Raw genomic sequence first — 20,699 nt, 5'->3', positions numbered from 1 at the left:
TTACAAAAATCTTTGGCTCGCCAACCGACATTCACCTCCCACCTACTCATTGGGCTACACCCTGCACATTCCTTGAGGTTGGGAGACTTCTGTCGGAAAAAGTTAAAAGTAGCATTTTCTGAAGCCAAAGCGGTCCCAATATTTTTCAGAACTTGTTTAGTTTGCAGTTCCAAATCGTCCTTACCGATCAATTGTCCTTCAGCATTAATAGCATTTTGTCCGCCAATATAAATTGTCTTTCCATGACCGCTAACCGTTACCACTTGACTATAAAATTTTGAATCGTGTAATCCTTTTGGATTGCTATGTTTCACCTTTAATCTGCCCATCATTTCATCCCCTTCAGATTCATTTTACCCCTATTAAAGATTCCGTTTCTTACGTCTATACTAACATTTTATAAAACATATGTTCGTTTTACAAGTAAGATTTTTCTATAAAGAAATAGTTCTTACGTTCTTTTGGTGATCACTCAAAAAAGGTTCTTAAAGAGAAAAGTGAATGTTATTCTCCAACAATTAAGTCTCATATTAAATGTAGAAAAGCGAACAATCATTCAAAAATTCGACGTTTCACCAAATCAAAAAAACGCCGCTTATTGAGAGTTTTTCCTCCCAACAAGCGGCTATAAATGTAAGAGCAAAATATTGCACAGGCATTTTGAATGTTTTTCGGCCCCATTTGAAGCCTAAAATTCATCACTGTCGCGGTTTGACTTACCGAACTAAGTGTAATTTCTTATCTTTAATTTCATAAATGACATCAGCGACATTTTCAAGCAGACGTTTGTCATGGGTAACAAACAGGATCGTCCCGGCATACTCTTTCATCATCATTTCCAAAGCCTCTAGACTTTGTAAATCAAGGAAGTTGCTTGGTTCATCCATTAACAAAATATTGTACCTGCCCATCAGCATTTTAGAGAGCATCAATTTAACAATTTCGCCGCCGCTTAAGACAGATAATTTTTTACCAATATCATTCTGGTTAAAACCCATTGAATCTAAAACGGAACGAATTTCGGATGCGTTATAATCACAATCCTCCTGCATAAACTCCATCACTTTCAAATCACCGTTGTATTTGTAACCATTTTGAGCAAAATAGCCGATTTTAGCTTTCGGTGAAATAGAAAAACAATCTTCACGGTTTAAAATCATTTTCATTAAGGTTGTTTTTCCTGCACCATTGCCTCCAACCAGTGCTACTTTTGCTCCTAGTGGAATTTGAATAGACGCACTTTCAAACAAAACTTTATCTCCAACTCTTTTGTTAATGTCTTTCCCAATGATCGGATATGGATTATGAAGTTCCAATGCTTTGCTTTGCCGAAAACGGATCGTTTGTATATTTTCTGGCGCTTCCACGGCTTTCAATGCAGCAATTCTTTGTTCGATAGACTTAGCCGCTTTATACACTGTTTTTTGCTTACTTCCAATTGATTTCTGGTGGGCTAGACGTCCACCTTTTTTCGTTTTGTTTTTCTTAGAAGCACTTTTTGCTTGCTGTTCTATTTTTTGGGCTTGTTTTCGCTTTTCCTCTGCAGCCCTCTCCAGCCTATTGCGTTCAGCAAGGAATTGTTCGTATTCTGCAGCTTGTCTCTTCCGTTCTTCCTCTTTTTGACGAAGGTAATCCGAGTAATTTCCCCAATACTCAATGATTTTTCCATCTTTTAATTCCCAAATTTTATCTACGACCTCATCAAGAAAATAACGGTCATGGCTAACAACTAACAGTGCTCCTGCAAAATATTTCAGCTGGCCTATTAGAAAATCAATTCCTTCCCGGTCTAAATGACTGGTTGGTTCATCTGCGAAAATGCCGTGCACTTGTGCTGATAACGCTTGGGCAATTTTAAGTCTTGTCTCTTCTCCCCCGCTCATCGTATCCGTCTCTAGGTCATGTACGCCAAGTTTGCCTACAATTTTATAATCCTTATGCTCTTGCAAAACCGCTTCTTCTAATTGAGGGATATAGGAAAACTCTCCAAAACGGTTGATTTGACATCCCGGCACTGTTAATTTTCCTAAAAGAACCTTGAGCAACGTACTTTTCCCTGCTCCATTAGCCCCTACTAAACCAATACGGTCATAATCATAAATTTCTAATTCATCTATATTTAAAACATCTCGCCCTGCGAATTCCAAACGAATATCTTTTGCTTTTATAAGTAATTCCATAAGAGTTCCTCCTGTTTATAATCGCATGTTTCCGCTGGTCTTTTCGCAGGGAAACCCCTGCGATTACACAGGAAGAATTACATGAATACTATATACACCAATATCTCTCCATTCATATTTCACTTCATGGGATCGCATAAACAATCTTTCTTCAAACAAGGTAAATCAGCAAACTGCTTGCTTTTTTTGCAACTTACCTTAAACGCATTGAGGCTGTCATAGTATCAGTACCTCCAATTTTTTTATCAGAATCAACTACTATTTTAATACAATATGTAGAAATTAGTAACGTTTGCAATCGAAAAATTGTCAAGTCGGGTAACTAATAATCTAGTATTATTGAAAAAATAAATAAGCACATGATCCTAGATTTTTGAAGAATCATGTGCTTGTTTTCCGTACTTGAAAATCATTTTGTTACCAATAATAGTATTCAGATTGGATGGCTTCACCTTTTGTATTATGGACTGTTCCGTGTGGATGTTGTGGTGGTGCATAAATCGAATAAAGCTTTAATGGGACATTGCCAGTATTAATCACATTATGCCAAGTTCCTGCAGGGACCATGATAGCAGTATCGTCAGAAATTTCCCTTACAATATTTAAATTATTTCGATCTTTACCCATTTGAACGAGTCCTTGACCTTGTTCAACCCGTAAGAATTGATCAACATCAGGATGTATTTCTAATCCAATATCTTCGCCTACATTTAAACTCATCAAAGTAACTTGTAAATGCTGCCCCGTCCATAAAGCCGTACGGAACGTGTTATTCTGAACCGTTGCCTCATTAATGTTTACAACAAATGGAGCAGGTCCTGCATCTTTCAACTGCATCTGTCTTTGATACTCATTGTAAAAATTAGTTTCGTCAACTCCAGGATAAACAGGCTGTCTTACATAATAATTTTGATATTGATAAGGGTAAAAATAATGTCCATAGTACATTTTGCCACATTCCCTTCAACTAGACTTCCATCATATCCTATGCACAATCCATCGTTGAGGGGATTATTTTGCCTGTTTTTTTCAACAACGATCTCTGAATAATTTAATAAGGTGACATTGCATTTTGACTAAATCAACACCCTGCCTACAATCGTAACTTACTTTAAAGTCCGAACCTATGCTTATTGTCAAATATTTGTATAAAAATGATGCAGTAATAAAGGGAAGATCGTTTTAATCAATATATTTATTTTTTAACTGGTCTGAACCTATGCCACCTATGATCATGAAAGCTAATGGCAGGAAATTTGATAAAATTTTTGGTAAACCATCTGGAATTATAAAATTTGTACCAACAAAATAATTTAAACCTAAGATCATTAGTTTTATGACTAATAAAAATGCTCCTAATAAAACAAGGCTATCGAAAAACGCTTTCCACCTCGGATAGGCCAATTTCTTACTATCTTGGATTACTTTTTTCTTCAATTCATCGTCACTCCTCAACATTTCATCTATCGTAATACCGAATAAATCACTTAAACTAATGATTACTTCGATACTAGGATAGTTCTTACCAGTTTCCCATTTGGAAACAGATTGACGACTAACATGAAGTTTTTCAGCAAGTTCAGTTTGCGACCAACCCCTTTTTTCTCTTTCTTTTTTTAACCTTTCACTAAAAATCATGTTAATCAGTCCTTTCCTATTTCCAGTATTGATGGAGTGAGTATTTAAAGTAAAGATACTTTTAGGCGCATCAAGGGCGCAACCTTAGGTTGCCAGCAAAAAACTGATCGTAATCTCATTTCCGATTTAAACTTTTAATATATACTGTTAAATGAAGAAGAAACAACTTGCCAGCTGCAATGAATTGTTTCAGAATTTTTTTCAAACCGACGTCCGTTTCCATTTGCAAGAAAGTAGTCCCAACTTTAAAAAGCCGGGACTACATATATTTTTCTACTCTTCAATTTTGCTAATATTGATGAACTCTCCATCTTCAGCTAATTCTACAATAACCGTTGATAAAAACTCTTCAGATGGCACGCTAGTCTTTAAAATGAAATCAATTTTATAATGATTTTCATCAATTTGATTTATTTCATATCGATCTACCCATGGACTTGAAACCCCTGTTACAAAGGACATGTCTTTAAGTTCCTCATACTTTTCATTTTTTACACTGTCGTCCATTATCCCATACTGGATGATGCCATGTCTATTTTTCACTGCTTCTGCATACATCGTTACAGCTTCATCTTTATTCATCGGCTTTTGGAATTCAACAAGCTTATCATATGGATGTTTTGCGATAAATTCATCTTCTTTGCTAAAAACTTTCACAATTATTTCGTTACTTTTATCGAATCCGAAACTTACATACGCACCTAATACATCAGTGAAATATGAACGTGATACATAAGTGGTGCCATCAATTACCACAGATTGTACATCAGAACTTTTAACAACTTTCTCATTTACGATAGCATTGCCATTAGGATTCCAGTTAACTTCATAACCTAAAGATTCCGCAACAACCCTTAAAGGAATTAAAGTTTTATCATCTTGATTTATTATTTTTTTATCTGTATTTATACTTTTTCCATTGATAATAATATTGCTTCTTTCTTTTCCATTTTTCATTGATTGATAAACTTCTTCTTTTAAAATATGTTTGACATCCTCAGAATCGATAGCAATTTGAATAATTCCAGCAGCATATGGAGCTATTTCATATAAATCAAAGTAGACTACAATTTTATCGCCATCTATGTAAAATTTATAGTCTCCATTTTTATTCGCTATTGTTTCTTTATAATCTGAAAAATAGATTTCAGCGTTCTTTTCTAGCTCTTTAAGTATTAGTTCTTTGACAACTGAATTGTAATTCACATCATTTTTAAATAAATCCTTAAATTCATACATTTCTCCAGTTGAAGTATTAGAAGTAAACGTAATAAATTGCTCCAATCCATGTGCTCCGCCGTAATACACATATTGAATGAAACGAACAGATAATAAATCGCCTTCCTTCACATAATCATAATCCATATCTAAAGTTGCAACAGCTGAAATACCAGGATCTCCACTTTTCTTCATTTCTTCCCTTAATTCTTCCATCAATTGATCCATTGCATTTGTTTCACCAATCACATCCAATGCTAAATTCAACACTTTTTCGTTCAATCGATCTGCACCAGTAAATCCATTAAAAATGGGGATAACTACATTAATAGATTTCGTGTCGGTATTTGATTCAATGATAGAATGTTTAACTTGAATATGATTGTCCGCAAAAGCATTGGGGGAAATTGACAACATCAATAATACTACTAATAAAAATGGAACAAATTTTTTCATGGTTGCTGCTCCTTTCTTTTTAAAAATAAGGGAAGGGACCGCTTCCCACTGGTCGCCCAATTTTTCTCGTCTATTTTTATAAACTCCCTACTTCAGCTACCGTTTTCTTCACATCATCCAAAAGTTCTTCTGTCTTCTCACAGCATTCGTTCAGAGATTGGCCGAGCAAATCAAAAATTGTGTTAACCCTTTCGGTATAGTTTTCTGGCTTATATTGAAAAGTTTCAATCAGTTTCAAAGCTTTCTTTTCGTTGATGCAATACTGATTATTACATGCAAATAATACTTGATTTAAACATGAAACGACGCGGAAAACATGACCTGCAATATAATATTTATCATCCGAACTCAAATTTGCTTTTATGAACATTAAAGAGAACCCTGCCTCAAACAAGAAAAAGTCGATTAAACTTTTCCTCAAAGCTGTTGGATACCTTTCTGCCTGTTTTTTTAATTCGCGGAAACTATTATTTTTAGCATATAAAATTTTACTAATCGCTAATTCTCCCCGATACATGGAGCTAATATATCCATGAGGATGCCCCGTTTGATAATTGGCAGTTACGATTCCTTGCTCTGTATCTTTCATGATTTGTTCTACTCGTTTAATGTCGCGTAAAATTAAATCAACATGATACCCGTTAATGACTAGCCATCCACCGCCATTAACCCAATCTCCCCATGCTCCAGGCGGTACAACAAGGTTTTCTCTATGCTCATCATCCAACTCTTGGGCAAGACGATTTATTGCATGTAGGTCAAAACTTTGTGAATCGTAATAAATACCGATATCTATATCCGAATTTTCTGAATGATTGCCTCTTGCACGCGAACCTCCCAGTACAATTCCTTCTATAAAAGGCAAAGAAGATAATTTCTCTGCCACTGATTGAATGGTTTGATCTACCATACAAACACACTCCTTTTATCAATTTCGGTGATGTCTTTCGAAAAGTAAAAAACCGCAAAATTACATTGATCAAAATGCCGATCCCCAAAAATACAAATGATATTCTCTATAATTAAAATAAAAATAAAAAGAACTGCCACCCATTAAATAACTTTAATCCAAAATTCTACAAAATTGGATTGAAGTCCTTTTCTTTAAAAATGTTTACAACAAATCCTTGGAAAATTGAAAACCATTGAAAATAATATCGATTACTTGAAATCGAATATGGCAACAAAAAAGGATATTGCAATTTGGTTTGGCTCAAAAGATGTTCCATCAACACTTTTGAAAAAATATATAAAAAAAGGTTCTTACGCTTATTTGGTGACACATCGAGTTTTATGAGACAAAATGGTCAGAAATGACATTCATTTTTATAGTGATCACCAATAAACGTAAGAACCAAATTATTACCCAGACACCCTGGTATCATCGTTATACAAGTTTTTTCTTATTTACTTATTAAAACTTTTCTCGTCAAACGATTCAGTTCATCTATATTAACACTTTTAATGACTTTATTCTGTACATTGTATTTCTTTTTCAATTCAAGAATCCGTTCTACACTCTCATTGATTCTCTTTTCGGAAATTTCTCCTTTTTCTACGGCTTTTTTCAAGGCATCAATCACAGCCACAACTTTTTCATAATCATGCGCCACCATAATGATATCACTACCCGCTTTCACTGATTGAACCGCAGCTTGACCAATGTCAAAGTTATTGGTAATAGCCTTCATCGTCATATCATCGGTAATGACAACCCCATGAAACTCGAGATCTTTCCTCAGCATTCCTTGAATGATTTTCTTTGACATAGTAGATGGATAATTTGAATCTATTTTTGGCAGCATAATGTGCCCAACCATGACCACATCTGCACCATTTTTAATAGCCTTCTTAAATGGAATCAATTCAATCTCTTCAAGATCTGATCTCGTTTTATTTACGACTGGCAACTCTAAATGGGAATCAACGGAAGTATCTCCATGACCAGGGAAGTGCTTAATGACTGAGATTACATTTTGTGATTGGATTCCTTTCATCGTTTGAATGCCAAGTCTAGAAACAATATCCGGGTCATTCCCAAAAGAGCGGTCTCCAATAACAGGATTATTCGGATTACTGTTTACATCAAGTACTGGAGCAAAATCCATATGAAACCCAAACGCTTTCAATTGCTTGCCTAAAAGACTGCCAATCTCATAGGAATAAGCAGGATCATTGATCTTTCCAATCTCTTCATTCGTTGGAAGACTAAGTAGGTTACCTGGAAGCTTCGAAATTCTTCCGCCTTCTTGATCAATACCAAACATGATCGGAATCGGATTGTCGGCATTTAGGGATTGAATATGATTCATATAATCGATCGTTTGTTTAGGACTGACTATATTTTTTCCATTAAAAATAATCCCGCCAACTTTATAACGATAGATTAGTTCACTCGTTTTCTCATTAGGCTTAGTTCCTTCTATCCCTGCAAAAATCATCTGGCCAATTTTTTCGTCAAGTGTCAGCTGATCATAAGAGATAGGTGTTTTCTTAAAGGTTGAAGCAAGGACAGAAATATGATGCACCGCTGGATTCAGTTCATTGTCCGTCGGCCTCGGCAAGATCCATTTCAGCTGATAATTTTCATTCAACTGATACATTAAAATGATTTGGTCATAAATGTTGTCTTTGTAATAAGTAGTTTTATCCGGCTCACCCATTGCCTGTTTTATATCATTAAAACGGATTTCTTGTAACTCAGGATGATAAGACCGTACATCAAAAAGTATTCCATTCCGGTACCCAAAAGCTGCATCTTGATCAAGATAATTAGCATATGCCCCATTCTCTACAGTTTCTATATCTTCAGGATCTCCCAACTTATCTTTAACTTCTTCAAAACTAGTTTCCCCGGAAATAAATGGAAAATGAGGAACTTTACCTTCCATCGCATATTCTAAAACATCCGACACTGAAGTGATGGGAGCAGAAGAATTATCATTATTTGGAGAACGTTCCTCTTCATTTGGAGAATTTTCTATAGGGTCTATATTTTCCTTCTCTTTGCCATTCAAAAAATAAAATATTGCCACTGTCGCAAGTATTAATGCTAATATGAGGGTCACCTTTTTGAACATAATTGGTTACCTCCGTTTTTTTTATTGGATCACTTTCTGCTAAACTAGGAGTTCATAGTATATTTTATGTTATTATAAATTTTTTCGGGGTATGAGTAAAATTATTGCAGAAAAACTATCAACTCCAAGAAATAGTTTAAAATTTCCTAATAATATACTTTTTATTAAACCAAAATTTTCCTCCTAACTTCAAAAAAATATTGTCACACCTGCTCCTTCAATTAGAAATTTTTTCCCTAAATAAAACCTATCCAACAAGATATTAAAAAAAGAGTGGTTTTCTGCCACTCAAATTACTTATTCTTTAAGCCTCAAAGGCAATCGTATTTCACTCCACCCACTTACAACACATTGACCATATTCATTATCCCCCACTGCCATAACTGTTCCATCTGATTTAAGGCCAATGGTATGAGCACAACCTGCAGCTATCGCCACAATATCGTACCAGTCATTTACATTACATTGACCATATTTATTCCACCCAGTAGCCACCACCCTGCCATCGGATCGAAGACCAACTGTATGATAACTTCCCGCTGCTATGGCTACGATATCGTACCAACTACTTAAATTACATTGAAAATACTTATTCCAACCTACAGCAACTACAGTACCATCAGATCGAAGTCCTACAGAATGAAGGTAACCAGCTGATATCGCCACCATGTCATGCCAGTTGCTTACATTACACTGGTGATATCTATTATTACCTACAGCTACTGTAGCACCGTTTGATTTAAGACCGATCGTATGCCAATCACCTGCTGAGACGGAAACTATATCTCGCCAATTGTTCACTTCGCATTCGCCTTCGCTATTTCTGCCTACAGCCACAACAGTTCCATCTGATTGAACACCAACGGTATGACGCCAACCCGCTGCTATGTCCACAATATTGCTCCAATCACTAACATTACATTGACCATGCCAATTCCAACCTACAGCGAACACAGTACCGTCAGATTTTAGACCGATTGTATGAGTATTCCCAGTATTATTTGCCATATGGACATTACCAGCAGCAACTGCCACAATATCCCGCCAGTCGCTTACATTACATTGACCACATTTGTTATCTCCCGTAGCAATAACTGTTCCATCCGCTCTAATACCAACAGTATGACGGCGGCCTGCGGCTATAGTATTATTGATAACATTAATCGATGATAAATAATTCATGGGTTGATTCTTCTTTCAATTCATTTTTCGTAGTGATTTGAATCAATACAATGATTAATTATAATTTTTTAAGGATTTCAGTAACTTTTGATTGTTCGTCTACCTCATTAATAAAGAAGTAACCTTCATGTGAATTGCATGCGAGCCAAATCTTATCTCCGTTATAAAACATTAAATCTTCTGGCAACCCATTCATCCATCCAAATAAGGAATTACTTTTTGTTTGCAAAAATTGCTTAGTCTGTTCATTGAACTCGTAATAATATACATACGCTGTGGCTTCTAAAAGACTATTGACTACCCATTCCGATTGCTCTTTTACTTCAATCAATGAACTTTTAATATCTTTTAATAATTCATTGTAATGTTTCATAGCCAATTCTTCATCGTACATCATATCTTTTCTTATGACGAAGGCAAATTTATCGCATTTTTGTGAAGCCAATTCAATTAGCAACCGATAATCTTCCCCTTGTATATCTGTATAATACTCTACCATTTTTCATCCCTCTCTATAGCTCTCTCAATCCTGCTAATTTTAATACTTCTAAAGTTTCATCTAGAATCCTGTCTTCTGGTATATAAACAATAAAACCATCACGACCTCGTGTGAGTAAAACTCGATAGCTATTCAATCGTATTTGATGTGGATCTTTGCATTTAGATTTTCCTGCATACTTCTTCCAAGCCCCGTGAGTCCAAATGAGATCCTCACCCCAGCACACAATAGGCATATCAAGCTCTAATCCTTGGCAAGAAAACTCCGTAACCACTTTATCCAACTGACAACATGAATTTATATTTCCTATTGGTTCATTATACCAAGGTCCTACCATTAACGAAGAAGTTGTCTTATATGAATTGTCGATGCCATATTTCCGGAGAATATTTGCTTTAGATGAGCAAATTAAGCCATATCTTTTCATAGAATTATTTTCATATCTTTTTCTACAGTAATTTTTTGCACGAATAAAATTTCTCGTAACATACATATTAAATCCCTGTTCATGAATAACCTTGCTAATATTAATTGCTTCTTCAATATTTTCATCAAGTAAATTGGCTACCCAATTAGAGACATCATCAGCCAAATGAGAACGTAGGGAAACATTTAAATCCAGTTTATCGAATGTTTTAACTTCACAGATATCCTTAAATATATTTTCTAGTTTTGACGGACATACTACCACCCACTGTTTTTTTGCAGTTTTTAAAGCATCTCGCCATTGAACAATTCCAGCTTCTTCTCCGTTATGAATCTCTTGACCCTCTCCAACAAGCCCTAGCATTACTGACCAATCTGGAATTTTCTCAGCTATTTCAATAATTAAATCAGGCTCAGATTTATTGACAGAATGCTTTTCAAAAACTTGCCTTTTGTCCCAAGCTCTTTGTACTTCATCAAAAACAATGATATGTTCTTTAGGTACTCCTCGTTGGAGAATGCCATATTCTTTAATATAATTTCGCAGGGAACCGACAAATGTTTTACTTCTAAGAGCATATTGTAATACCTCAACAAGTGGACCATTTCCTGATAAGTACAGTGAATTTTGTTCAGAACTGTTGGAAGTTTTATGTACGAAGTCAAGCCCTAGTAAAGTCTTTCCAGATCCAGGTACACCCGTAACTAAAGCTAAAACTCTCTGACCATTTTCTTTTGCTTGTTTAGTAATAGCTAAAAGAGTCTCTACGGCTTGGGGAATACCTACACTATTAGCTTTTCGAATATAAGGCAAATCTTCATTATTATAAATTGTTTGAGCTGCACTAACTAAAGATGGCAAAGGCCTATATTCACCTGCTAACCAAGTCTCTAAATCTATCTTACGGCTATAGCTAAGAAATGGCAAAATAAGCTCTTCTAATTTATCAGGAGTACAAGCATAAACCTCATTGTACATGCGGTATTTACCATTTGCTTTTGTTGGTACGAGAATTGGTATTACTTCTAAATCATGTGAGGCACTATGGTAATGCTTTAAATCACGTGCATATGCGGAAACCTGATCAATGTCTGCTTGCGAGAATCGATCTTTCATCTTGTACTCAAATACAAATAAGTATTTTCCTGTTATCAATAAGACATCTGGCCGTCTTCCACCTTCACGCGGCATAAGATATTCAAAAATAATATCACAGTCATATTTTGAACAGGCTTTAAAAAATGATATACTTTTTTCATAACAATCATCCCATGCCTCTACCTGCTCTTTACTGGGAGCTTCACCGACCATCACTATATAAGGATCCCACATAGTTTTGTGCCACTCTTCTTTTGTCATTTTTATAAAGTCAGAAATATGTCCTGCATAGCAAAACATTAAGTAATTCACCTTCTTTTTGCTTTAATTCTTAATTTCTCTTTATCAGAAGGCAAGTTCAAAACATGCATCTTTCTATGGCAGTTTGGACATAAAGCTACAGTATTTTCAATAGTATCGCTTCCTCCTTCTGAAAGCCACTCAATATGATGGCACTCCAAATAAGGTTTACCTTCTTTCGTAGTGAAAGGGGCTTGTTGATCACATAAATCACATATGCCATTAGCTCTACGTTTGGCATATTCAGCTATAAAAGGATCTCGAATATATACATTGCTTGAAACTTTACGTTTACTTACTTTATCACTTTCATTTTGCTCGGCACGATTTTTCAACTCAGTAAATGATAATTTTTCAGCTACTTTTTCCTTTTCTTTAATGTATTTTTTAAAAGTCTCTTCAGGAATGGCTTGTGAAGTGCTTTTTAATTTCAAAGGAAACATCCACACTTTTCTTGGAACTCCATCTTCACCTTTTTGAATTTCCTGATATGGTTTATCTGCCAAAGTTACAAGTCCACGATAAATGTATTCAGTAGGCACAAGTACTTCGAACAAATGAACTTCAACGCCATTTGTATCAGATTCAGCTAACGTTTTATTCTGCATAAAATTTAAATCTTGATCCCCACTTTTCCCCATTCCTGTATAATGCAATACATCACCAATCCATTTATCTTCGTACAAACCTTTTGTATGGTCTGATATTATTATTAGAGAATTCGTTGCTTTTGACCGACGCATTCCACCCATATTTCCACATTTGAATTCAGCTATAATTTCTGAATTAGTTACCGTTTGACCAATTTTAAACTTACAAAAACTACTCATAATATTCCTCCATTACCTTTTTAGCTATTGGAATATCTGCTGGTAAAAGGTCGTATTTTAACAAATCAATTATTTTAACCCACTTATATTTGTCATGGACAGATATCTGAATTTCTCCATCCAGAATCGTGCAATAATAAGCCATTAAATGTATGTTCATATCACCGTAATCATGACATACTTCAGCACAAAAATTTCCAACAGAAACATCTATGTTAAGCTCTTCTTTAAGCTCTCTAGCAAGACAAGCTTCAGGGGTTTCATTCAATTCGATTTTCCCACCAGGAAATTCCCAGCCACCAACAAAATTTTCTTTTGGCGGACGTCTAGTGATTAGAACTTTGTCATGATCTGTAATGATTCCTGCTGTTACTTTGATTCTTTTCACAGTATTACACCTCTTTATTGCCTATGCATGATGGTATCTAGGTTTTAAATTTCCCTCCATAGAGATGTTAATGGCAATTAATTTTTGTAGTGTTTGGCAATTAAGGTTATACATAAATTTTTGCATATTTAACGCTTAACATAGAGTGGCGGGCATGATAGACTACTTTGCCTGGTAAAGCCATAATATAATTGTGGCTTGCCCTTTTGCAAGAAATCATGCCCGCAGAGGCTCCATGTCAAGCAGATATGAATAATTATTCAAGATATAGAATAAATTTAATTGCCATTTCATGCATTTTTTAATTGCCAAAAACAATAGACTAGATTCATTACCATAATTATACATCTTTTTTAATAGACAAAATATGCAGCAAAATTATCCTTATATAGAAACTCATCAAAAGCTAGATGATTAAAGACTTAGGAATCTTGACAAGGATTTCTTCTTTCAACCATCGAATATAAAAGTTAAAAATTGATAGTTTTTTATAAAATAATACATAAGAAAGGTGAATGAAGCATGTTAAATGTTGAAGGAAAAGTTGTTATTATCACCGGGGCTTCAAGTGGGATCGGTGAAGCGACCGCGAAACTGCTTGCTAAAAATGGCGCAAAAGTAGTCCTTGCTGCACGACGTGAGGAACGGCTGAAAAATCTCCAATCAGACATTGAAAAACAAGGTGGTACAGCAGCATATAAAGTAACAAACGTTGCTGTTCAAGAGGAAGTGGAAGAGCTTGCCCGTTTTGCCCTTGAGAAGTATGGAAAAATTGATGTTCTCATTAATAACGCTGGACTCATGCCGCTTTCTTTTTTAAGCGAAAAGAAAGTTTCTGAATGGGAGCAAATGATTGATGTTAATATTAAAGGGGTCCTTTATGGAATAGGTGCCGTTCTTCCGCATATGAGAGAACGACAAGAAGGACATATCATTAACATATCCTCTGTTGCAGGACATACTGTTCTACCAGCTGGTGCTGTTTATTCAGGAACAAAATTTGCCGTTCGTGCTATTACAGAAGGATTACGACAAGAAGAATTAAGAAATAATATACGTGCGACAATTATTTCACCTGGAGCAGTTGACACAGAATTAGTGCAATCCATTTCTAATGATAAAGTGAGACAAAGACTGGAAGAACTCTATTCAATTGCTATTCCTGCAGACATCATTGCTGAAACCATCCTTCAAGCGATTGCTATGCCTGACTATGCTTCCGTCAATGAAATTATTGTAAGACCAACAAAACAACAATAATTTTTGGTGCCCGTCCCGATACAAGGTACTTGAGCCGGGCTGTATTTCTTCCAGCTTATACTTCTATAAAAACAAAAACAGATGGTAATTCGAGAATCTATATAGATTTTCGTTACCATCTTCTACATTTTAAACTAGCAACGTCAAATTACTATTATAAAGTTAGAAGTCGAACCAACATGTTCAACTTGCAAAGCTTTGCTGCCAAGAACTAAAAAAATTTGTTTCGTTTCCCGTTCAAATAATCTAGGGAAGGTAGGATCAAATTCTATATTGTGCAGTTTTAGTTCACCAACCGTAAGCTTCTGAAGTTCTTCATCACTCATTAGTATAGAGCTATTTTCAGATAGCTTCATATCGCCCGCCTTTGCCATTTTTCGTTTAGGGTAGAAACTCAGTCCTTAGTTTTTCCAATGCTGTTGGGGTAAATTGTTCTCGTAAAAGTATCCTCTATACCGTGCAAACTCTTCCTAACTCAAAGAAAATATAAAGCTTGGATGGCTCCGAATGATATGTTTATCCAATTTGTTATACATAATATTTTCTCTTGCAAATAGTACTTCATTTTCCCAACGAATGCTTTTTCTTACTTTATAGACTGATCGCTTTGTCCATAAGTGCTATCAACTAGCTATCGAGGCAGGCTGTGCCTGGTGATTTGCTTTTGCAGCACTCATTTTCGAGTTTCAACTAAAAACGATATCATTCAAGGAGAGATTACAAATGGCTAGTTTGAAAAAAGAAATAGAATGGTAGAATTTCAATATTATCTGAAAGTCATAACACTTATCGTGTAGTCTAGAGCAAAATTCTTTTGATGGAAGAAAACAATCTACAATTACAAATAATAATCTCAAACAAAAAGTGCCTAACAATCAAGACTAGGCACTTAAAATTGTTCATTGAGAGATTCTTCCTTTTCTTCCTTTTTCCACTTTTTTAGAAACTATTACTAAAATTTCTATATCTGTTTCTGATTATTTAATCAAACAAACTCATTTGTTGTCGTTCTCCAAGTCGTTCTAAGCTTTCTGGTGCATGGTCCTGGAAGTAGGCATATTTCAATTGTTTTTCTTTCGTCAATACTTGTTTTGTTCCACCTTCCAAGTGACGCAATTTACAACTATAAATGATTGGAAAATAGTCGCTTAAAAACTTTCCTTCTGCATGAGCTGTCAATGCAATAATTTGAAAGCCTAATTGCTCTGCGATAAAGAAGACCGGGCTCAAGACGTGATCACTAGATGCTTTGCCAAAAGGGTTGTCCAGGATGACTGTTCGATGACGCTTGGCGTTGGACTGAGGATTGTAACTTTTTTCTGCAATAAAATTCAACAGTCCTAAAAAAAGCGCCATATTTTTACTCCACTTTTCACCGCCAGACCATTGATTGGACTGCTCCCACGTAAAATAGTTGTTCGAAATATGTTGGTCACTTTCAACTTTACGGCATCTCACTTTGATCGTTTGGTTGCCGATCACTTCTCTAAGCAGTGGCACTGTTTGTAATGTTTTTTCTAAAAATTGACGCACTTTGGCTGCATCTTCTTGTCCATGCTCATCTTGAAAAGTATCTCTTTCTATTTGTGATAAAATCCAATCGATATGTTCACGGATTTTTTCTTTTGCTTCATCTTCATCCCAATCTGGAACTTGAATTTGATATATCGTTTTCCAATCATCTTCGACTCGTACACGGGTTTTCTTTTGAATTTCTAGCAAGTCTTCTCGCACTTTCTGTAGATGAGTATGAATGTAAGTAATAAATTGTTGTTGCTCCTTATCATAGTCCTGAATGGTGACTTCAGCAATTTGGATTGTTCTTGCAATCCTTTCTTCCAGTTGTTGCTGATATTTCAGCACCTCTTCATAAGTTTTTTTAGATTCCACACCTTCAATGGCATTTTTTCGCATTTTTGGATCAGCCAGTTCGTTACAAAACCGTTTAAAAATTTCCTTTGCCTGTTCAAGCCTATTTTTCTCAGTTAAGACTGCTCTTTGCTTCAGCTCCAATTCATAGATCAGTTGATCAACAATAGCCTGACGTTTATAAGGAAACTCTTGTTTTTCCTCATCTGTTAAAATGGCTCTTTCCAAATTTGGATCATCTAATTTATGAACGAGTTCATGGCGATCAAATTTTTGTTTTAATGCGTCATAACTTGTCTTTTCCTTTTCAAACAACGTTTTCTGTTGTTTTAAATATTCAAGTTGTCTTTGGAGTGCTGTTTGTTCTTCTTCCAGTTGTTCTTCCACAACCGCTAAGTCTTCAGGGAAAGAAAATATCTCCTCATTCGAATAATGTTGTTGATAAAGAAGAATTCTTTGGTTTACTTGCGATTCTTGCACTCTTACATCAGTAATAGCACTACTTGCATGTTCTGACGCTTTTTCTACCTCTTTTTTTAATTCGTTCATTCGTTTAGCAAGTTGATTAATTTTTTCATCGCCATTGATTGGGAACGGATAATTTTCATCAAGGCTTTCCCATTCATTTTTCCATCTTGTTTGGAGCTTTCTTAAATCATTAATTCGTTGCTTACTATTTTCAATTCGGTTTTGCCATTCTCTTCTTGTTGTATGAATTTGATTGATTTGGTCGTTTAATTGCTTTTGTTGAAGTTTAATTGTTTCCATTGGTGAACTCGTTTGAACAATTCGGTACTCTTTTACCGCTTTATATAATTCATTACGATCTATTTCAAGTTTAAGCTGGAACTCTAAATTTTTAATTTCATTCTCCTTACTATTCAGTTCTTGATTAATATAATCTAATTGAGAAACAAGAGATTTCTCTTGTTCAACTAAATTATTAATTTGTTGGTTAAATTCAGTGATTTGCTTTTGCAGTTCTCGATGCTCTTTCTCAAGGTTTATATACTTAATCGCATTTGGAATAAGGCGGTTTTGTAAATCTTGAATTTCAAGTTCCATCGTGTGTACGGCATTTCGTTTCAACTTTAATTCCTTTTCCAACTCAATCAATTTTTCTTCAAGCTTTTTTTGTTCCTCTTGCAAGTTTTGGATATGATGAGAAAGCGACTGGATTTCATCTGTGATCATCGTATACTTTTCATGAGGATAATCTTGTAAAAATTGCCGGAATTGTTCTGCTGTTCTTTCCCACGTTTGAAGCGTTTGTTCCACTTCCAGCCGATTCAATGTTTTTCTTTCTGCTTCTTGTGCAATATGTTCCTTCCATTCTGAAAAACGCTTCTGATCAATATTCATTTGCCAAATAGCAGGCTCCACAACTTCTTCATAGCTTGATTCACCTTTGACTAGCTGTTCTGCTTCTTTAGTGGATAGTATAAAAATTGGATATTGTAACTGATGTTGGATAGATTTAATTTTTTCTCTTACATCTTTCTTATCTTTTTCAGTTGTAATGATCGTAAGCGCCCAGAATGGATAATTATTTTGATCAATTAAAAATTCATTACCAATGGATTGGAGATATTGAATCCCCGTTTTTAAATATTCAAATTGATTCCATTGCTGAATTTTCTTTTCAACATAAGGATCTGCAAAAAATTGGTCCTGTTCCAAATAATCATCAACGAATCGTTTCGCTTGTCGTTCCTCTTCCATCAATTTTTCTTTTTGTCGTTTTAATTTCGATATTCGTTCTTCCAGTTGGTTTTCAATAGAAGATTGGCGATTATAGACGCTATCAATGAAACTCCGATGAGGCATGATCTCTGTTATAATTGATAAAATTTTTTTATGTTGAAAATCAAACTGATTTTTCTTCTCTTCCAGTCCTTTAAGGTTAGCCTGGTTTTCAAGAAGTTGGTGTTCAAGCTGCTTCCTTCTCACTTTAAGTTCCGCAAGTCTTGGTTCAAATTCCTTGATTTGTTGTACGATAGCAACTTTTTCTTCATCTAATGTCTGTAATTTTTCAGACCATTGAGATAAGAGATAGTTTATCGACTCATCTTCATGCGAAACAAGTTCCGATTTTAGAGATTTCATTTGCTTCACATAAGAGTCTGCTAAAGCTTGAGTTTTAATCAATCGTTCCTTCCATTGTTCCTTGTCTTGTTGGAGTTTTTGATGTTTTTCTTTTAATCCATCTTGTTGATCAGCCAGTTGATTAAACTCATATTTTGCTTCACGAATTTGTTTTTCAATGTTTTCTTTCAATTCAAGAAATAAATAGTGTAGTTGGCCATTGACTTTTTCTAATTGAATAACTACGTCTTCGATATCTGAATCTTGATCAACCTTTTGCAGTTCTCGTTCAAACCATTCAATGTTCTCTTGTTCTTTCAAAATTTCTTCTCTTGCTCCAGCAAATTGTAATGAATAATATTCATGCGTGTTTTTTTGCAAAAGATCTTCTAATTCCACGAGCCTTTGCCAAATGGCATTGGCTTTTTCTTGCAAATCTTTTAACTTTTGTTGTTCTTTTCGAATTGTTAAGGAATCCTTTTTCATTGACAGACTACGATTTTGTTCATGCCACTCTTCAAAAGCGATTTCAATTTTTTCTAAATTGGACGTAATATGTTCTAATTCCTCAACTATATAAGTTTGATATCCTTTAGCCTTACGTCTTGCATACGTATATTCTTTTTCAGTTTCATCAACTTTTTGAAATTGGTTCACATAAGCTTGTAATTCCTTACTAAGCCGTTTGTTTTGATTAATCGTTTCTTTTAACTCTTTATATTTTTTAAATTGGTCACGTCGATTTTCAAACATATCCACAAAAACGTCTTTATGAAAGCCTGCTATTCCCTTTTCTACAGAAGGAATTAATAGACGATCAATTAACTCATTTGTTTTCTTGCAGTTTTCAAAAAATGCCTCAACATCCCCTTCGGCACCATTAATTCGTATAATGCTTTCCCATTCTCCTGCAATAATATGGAATGATTTTTCAATATATTCCCGATATGATTTAATCGATTGAGGAAAAGTTTTCGCATTCCTGCTATATTGATTAGCCATATAGGAATAATAGTCAGCCATTTCTCCACGACTACTTGGCCGTTTTTCTTTCCCTTCTCCTTGTACAAAGGGAATTTTTTCTATCGAATGAGGATCATTTTCGCCGTACTCATACACATAGCGAAGCGAATCAATACCATTTGATTTTTTAAAAAGGGTAACAGCAGTGACAGCATATCTTCTCGGCTTTTCATTTAACAACCATTCTATTGCAATATGAGCAGGACCTTCATCGAGAGTGATCGTATCCTTTGTTTTCCGCTCTCCCACCTCAGCATGGGGAAAAACAGCTTGTAAAACGGTTTGAATAAAAACTGATTTTCCGCCGCCATTTTCTAAAACAATCGCACCGTTATGTCCATCAAACAGAAATATTTCATCATGGTATCGTTTTTGTCCATATTCATAGACGACATTTGTTAAGCGAATTTTACTAATGGCCGGCATAATGTTCCTCCCTTTCTTCAAAGGAATATAAAAATTCCATGATTCCTCGATTAAATTCTTGTTCCATAAAATATCGGCCAACGATGACTTTCGTTTTTTCTGTTAAAGCATATTCTCCATCACCGATTTGTTCGATGAGTTCATAATGTTCTAAAAAGCGGCGAACCGTATCTAAAAAACTTAATCGACTTATTGTATTCCCCGCTTGTCTAGATGCTGTTTCTTTAACATCATCAAGCGCATCCCACTTCTCAATTAATGCTGTCCACCGATAGGAATATTCTTTTTCCTTTTCTTTCAACGTTTCTTCATCATGCTCTTTTAAACTATCCATTCGTTTATTGACTTCTAGAAGCCATCGATCTATCGTTAAAAAGTCTAATGTGGGCTCCTTCGTCGTATAACTATTGTAAAAACAACCGATAAACACAATCGTACAGAAATAAAGAAGATATAAATCTACATTTGTCGCCTTTGACGGCAAGTGCATTTTCTTCAACTGTTCATTACTAATATGAAAAGGTGATAGCTTTGATTTTGGAATTAAATACAATTCTTGTCCAACAACAATGCAGTCTGCATCATTCATAGAAACAAAATGATCTGTTAACGCACGGACAGCCTCTTCCACCTTGTACGATTTGACAAAGTCACCGCCAGCCACACCCTTTTGTGCTAGTTCTGTAAATATCGAAAAAGCTTTAAAAATATCTTCTTGATTATACCTCACGAATCTCCCC

The 20,699-nt window shown here is 35.1% G+C and carries 16 protein-coding genes; 1 reads left to right on the top strand and 15 read right to left on the bottom strand.

Annotated elements, in window-relative coordinates:
- The 12 genes from HR057_RS13685 to HR057_RS13630 all read right to left on the bottom strand — a co-directional run.
- Positions 1 to 329 (bottom strand): RidA family protein (locus HR057_RS13685; RefSeq protein ID WP_173732001.1); only part of this gene is annotated, 329 nt, incomplete at its 3' end.
- Positions 330 to 716: 387 nt separating this feature from the next.
- Complete coding sequence (locus HR057_RS13680) at positions 717 to 2,180, bottom strand: Msr family ABC-F type ribosomal protection protein (RefSeq protein ID WP_173732000.1); 1,464 nt, start codon at positions 2,178 to 2,180, stop codon at positions 717 to 719.
- Positions 2,181 to 2,597: 417 nt separating this feature from the next.
- Complete coding sequence (locus HR057_RS13675; protein ID WP_173731999.1) at positions 2,598 to 3,128, bottom strand: cupin domain-containing protein; 531 nt, start codon at positions 3,126 to 3,128, stop codon at positions 2,598 to 2,600.
- A gap of 234 nt (positions 3,129 to 3,362) precedes the next feature.
- Positions 3,363 to 3,818, bottom strand: coding sequence for a helix-turn-helix domain-containing protein (locus HR057_RS13670; RefSeq protein WP_173731998.1), 456 nt, complete (start codon positions 3,816 to 3,818; stop codon positions 3,363 to 3,365).
- A gap of 273 nt (positions 3,819 to 4,091) precedes the next feature.
- A complete protein-coding gene (locus HR057_RS13665; RefSeq protein ID WP_173731997.1) occupies positions 4,092 to 5,492 on the bottom strand; it encodes a DUF3298 domain-containing protein in 1,401 nt (466 codons plus the stop codon).
- A 76-nt stretch (positions 5,493 to 5,568) separates the two neighbouring features.
- Positions 5,569 to 6,402, bottom strand: a complete 834-nt coding sequence (locus HR057_RS13660; RefSeq protein WP_173731996.1) for a nucleotidyltransferase domain-containing protein — start codon at positions 6,400 to 6,402, stop codon at positions 5,569 to 5,571.
- A 493-nt stretch (positions 6,403 to 6,895) separates the two neighbouring features.
- Entirely contained in the window at positions 6,896 to 8,572 is a 1,677-nt protein-coding gene (gene nagZ, locus HR057_RS13655; RefSeq protein WP_173731995.1) for a beta-N-acetylhexosaminidase, read from the bottom strand.
- 297 nt (positions 8,573 to 8,869) lie between these two features.
- Positions 8,870 to 9,754, bottom strand: coding sequence for an RCC1 domain-containing protein (locus HR057_RS13650; RefSeq protein WP_173731994.1), 885 nt, complete (start codon positions 9,752 to 9,754; stop codon positions 8,870 to 8,872).
- A gap of 58 nt (positions 9,755 to 9,812) precedes the next feature.
- Complete coding sequence (locus HR057_RS13645) at positions 9,813 to 10,253, bottom strand: stage III sporulation protein AH (protein WP_173731993.1); 441 nt, start codon at positions 10,251 to 10,253, stop codon at positions 9,813 to 9,815.
- A 13-nt stretch (positions 10,254 to 10,266) separates the two neighbouring features.
- Positions 10,267 to 12,078 (bottom strand): DUF2075 domain-containing protein, encoded by a 1,812-nt coding sequence (locus HR057_RS13640; RefSeq protein ID WP_173731992.1) that lies wholly within the window; start codon positions 12,076 to 12,078, stop codon positions 10,267 to 10,269.
- Between the two features lie 8 nt (positions 12,079 to 12,086).
- Positions 12,087 to 12,908, bottom strand: coding sequence for an HNH endonuclease (locus HR057_RS13635; RefSeq protein ID WP_173731991.1), 822 nt, complete (start codon positions 12,906 to 12,908; stop codon positions 12,087 to 12,089).
- Entirely contained in the window at positions 12,901 to 13,296 is a 396-nt protein-coding gene (locus HR057_RS13630) for a (deoxy)nucleoside triphosphate pyrophosphohydrolase (protein ID WP_173731990.1), read from the bottom strand. Before HR057_RS13630 ends, HR057_RS13635 begins: the two co-directional genes overlap by 8 nt.
- Positions 13,297 to 13,818: 522 nt before the next feature.
- On the opposite strand from HR057_RS13630, the gene HR057_RS13625 reads away from it, so the two are divergent.
- Positions 13,819 to 14,556 (top strand): SDR family oxidoreductase, encoded by a 738-nt coding sequence (locus tag HR057_RS13625; RefSeq protein ID WP_173731989.1) that lies wholly within the window; start codon positions 13,819 to 13,821, stop codon positions 14,554 to 14,556.
- Between the two features lie 143 nt (positions 14,557 to 14,699).
- On the opposite strand, the gene HR057_RS13620 is transcribed toward HR057_RS13625, so the two are convergent.
- The 3 genes from HR057_RS13620 to HR057_RS13610 all read right to left on the bottom strand — a co-directional run bounded on the left by HR057_RS13620 (position 14,700) and on the right by HR057_RS13610 (position 20,689).
- Positions 14,700 to 14,912, bottom strand: a complete 213-nt coding sequence (locus tag HR057_RS13620; protein ID WP_173731988.1) for a GrpB family protein — start codon at positions 14,910 to 14,912, stop codon at positions 14,700 to 14,702.
- Positions 14,913 to 15,537: 625 nt separating this feature from the next.
- Positions 15,538 to 19,959, bottom strand: a complete 4,422-nt coding sequence (locus tag HR057_RS13615; RefSeq protein ID WP_173731987.1) for a coiled-coil domain-containing protein — start codon at positions 19,957 to 19,959, stop codon at positions 15,538 to 15,540.
- Positions 19,946 to 20,689: a DUF6063 family protein gene (locus HR057_RS13610; RefSeq protein WP_173731986.1), complete on the bottom strand. Its 744-nt coding sequence runs from the start codon at positions 20,687 to 20,689 to the stop codon at positions 19,946 to 19,948. The genes HR057_RS13615 and HR057_RS13610 overlap by 14 nt, the downstream gene beginning before the upstream one ends.
- Positions 20,690 to 20,699: the final 10 nt, after the last annotated feature.

This window comes from Calidifontibacillus erzurumensis (assembly GCF_013303125.1).
Taxonomy (GTDB): Bacteria; Bacillota; Bacilli; order Bacillales; family Bacillaceae_J; genus Calidifontibacillus; species Calidifontibacillus erzurumensis.
This window is presented reverse-complemented; position numbering and strand designations above follow the sequence as displayed.

What these genes read in the sequence shown, in the direction of transcription:
- HR057_RS13680 (WP_173732000.1), bottom strand. Translation starts at nt 2,180, where the DNA reads ATGGAATTACTTATAAAAGCAAAAGATATTCGTTTGGAATTCGCAGGG.
- HR057_RS13675 (WP_173731999.1), bottom strand. Translation starts at nt 3,128, where the DNA reads ATGTACTATGGACATTATTTTTACCCTTATCAATATCAAAATTATTAT.
- HR057_RS13670 (WP_173731998.1), bottom strand. Translation starts at nt 3,818, where the DNA reads ATGATTTTTAGTGAAAGGTTAAAAAAAGAAAGAGAAAAAAGGGGTTGG.
- HR057_RS13665 (WP_173731997.1), bottom strand. Translation starts at nt 5,492, where the DNA reads ATGAAAAAATTTGTTCCATTTTTATTAGTAGTATTATTGATGTTGTCA.
- HR057_RS13660 (WP_173731996.1), bottom strand. Translation starts at nt 6,402, where the DNA reads ATGGTAGATCAAACCATTCAATCAGTGGCAGAGAAATTATCTTCTTTG.
- nagZ (WP_173731995.1), bottom strand. Translation starts at nt 8,572, where the DNA reads ATGTTCAAAAAGGTGACCCTCATATTAGCATTAATACTTGCGACAGTG.
- HR057_RS13650 (WP_173731994.1), bottom strand. Translation starts at nt 9,754, where the DNA reads ATGAATTATTTATCATCGATTAATGTTATCAATAATACTATAGCCGCA.
- HR057_RS13645 (WP_173731993.1), bottom strand. Translation starts at nt 10,253, where the DNA reads ATGGTAGAGTATTATACAGATATACAAGGGGAAGATTATCGGTTGCTA.
- HR057_RS13640 (WP_173731992.1), bottom strand. Translation starts at nt 12,078, where the DNA reads ATGTTTTGCTATGCAGGACATATTTCTGACTTTATAAAAATGACAAAA.
- HR057_RS13635 (WP_173731991.1), bottom strand. Translation starts at nt 12,908, where the DNA reads ATGAGTAGTTTTTGTAAGTTTAAAATTGGTCAAACGGTAACTAATTCA.
- HR057_RS13625 (WP_173731989.1), top strand. Translation starts at nt 13,819, where the DNA reads ATGTTAAATGTTGAAGGAAAAGTTGTTATTATCACCGGGGCTTCAAGT.
- HR057_RS13620 (WP_173731988.1), bottom strand. Translation starts at nt 14,912, where the DNA reads ATGAAGCTATCTGAAAATAGCTCTATACTAATGAGTGATGAAGAACTT.
- HR057_RS13615 (WP_173731987.1), bottom strand. Translation starts at nt 19,959, where the DNA reads ATGCCGGCCATTAGTAAAATTCGCTTAACAAATGTCGTCTATGAATAT.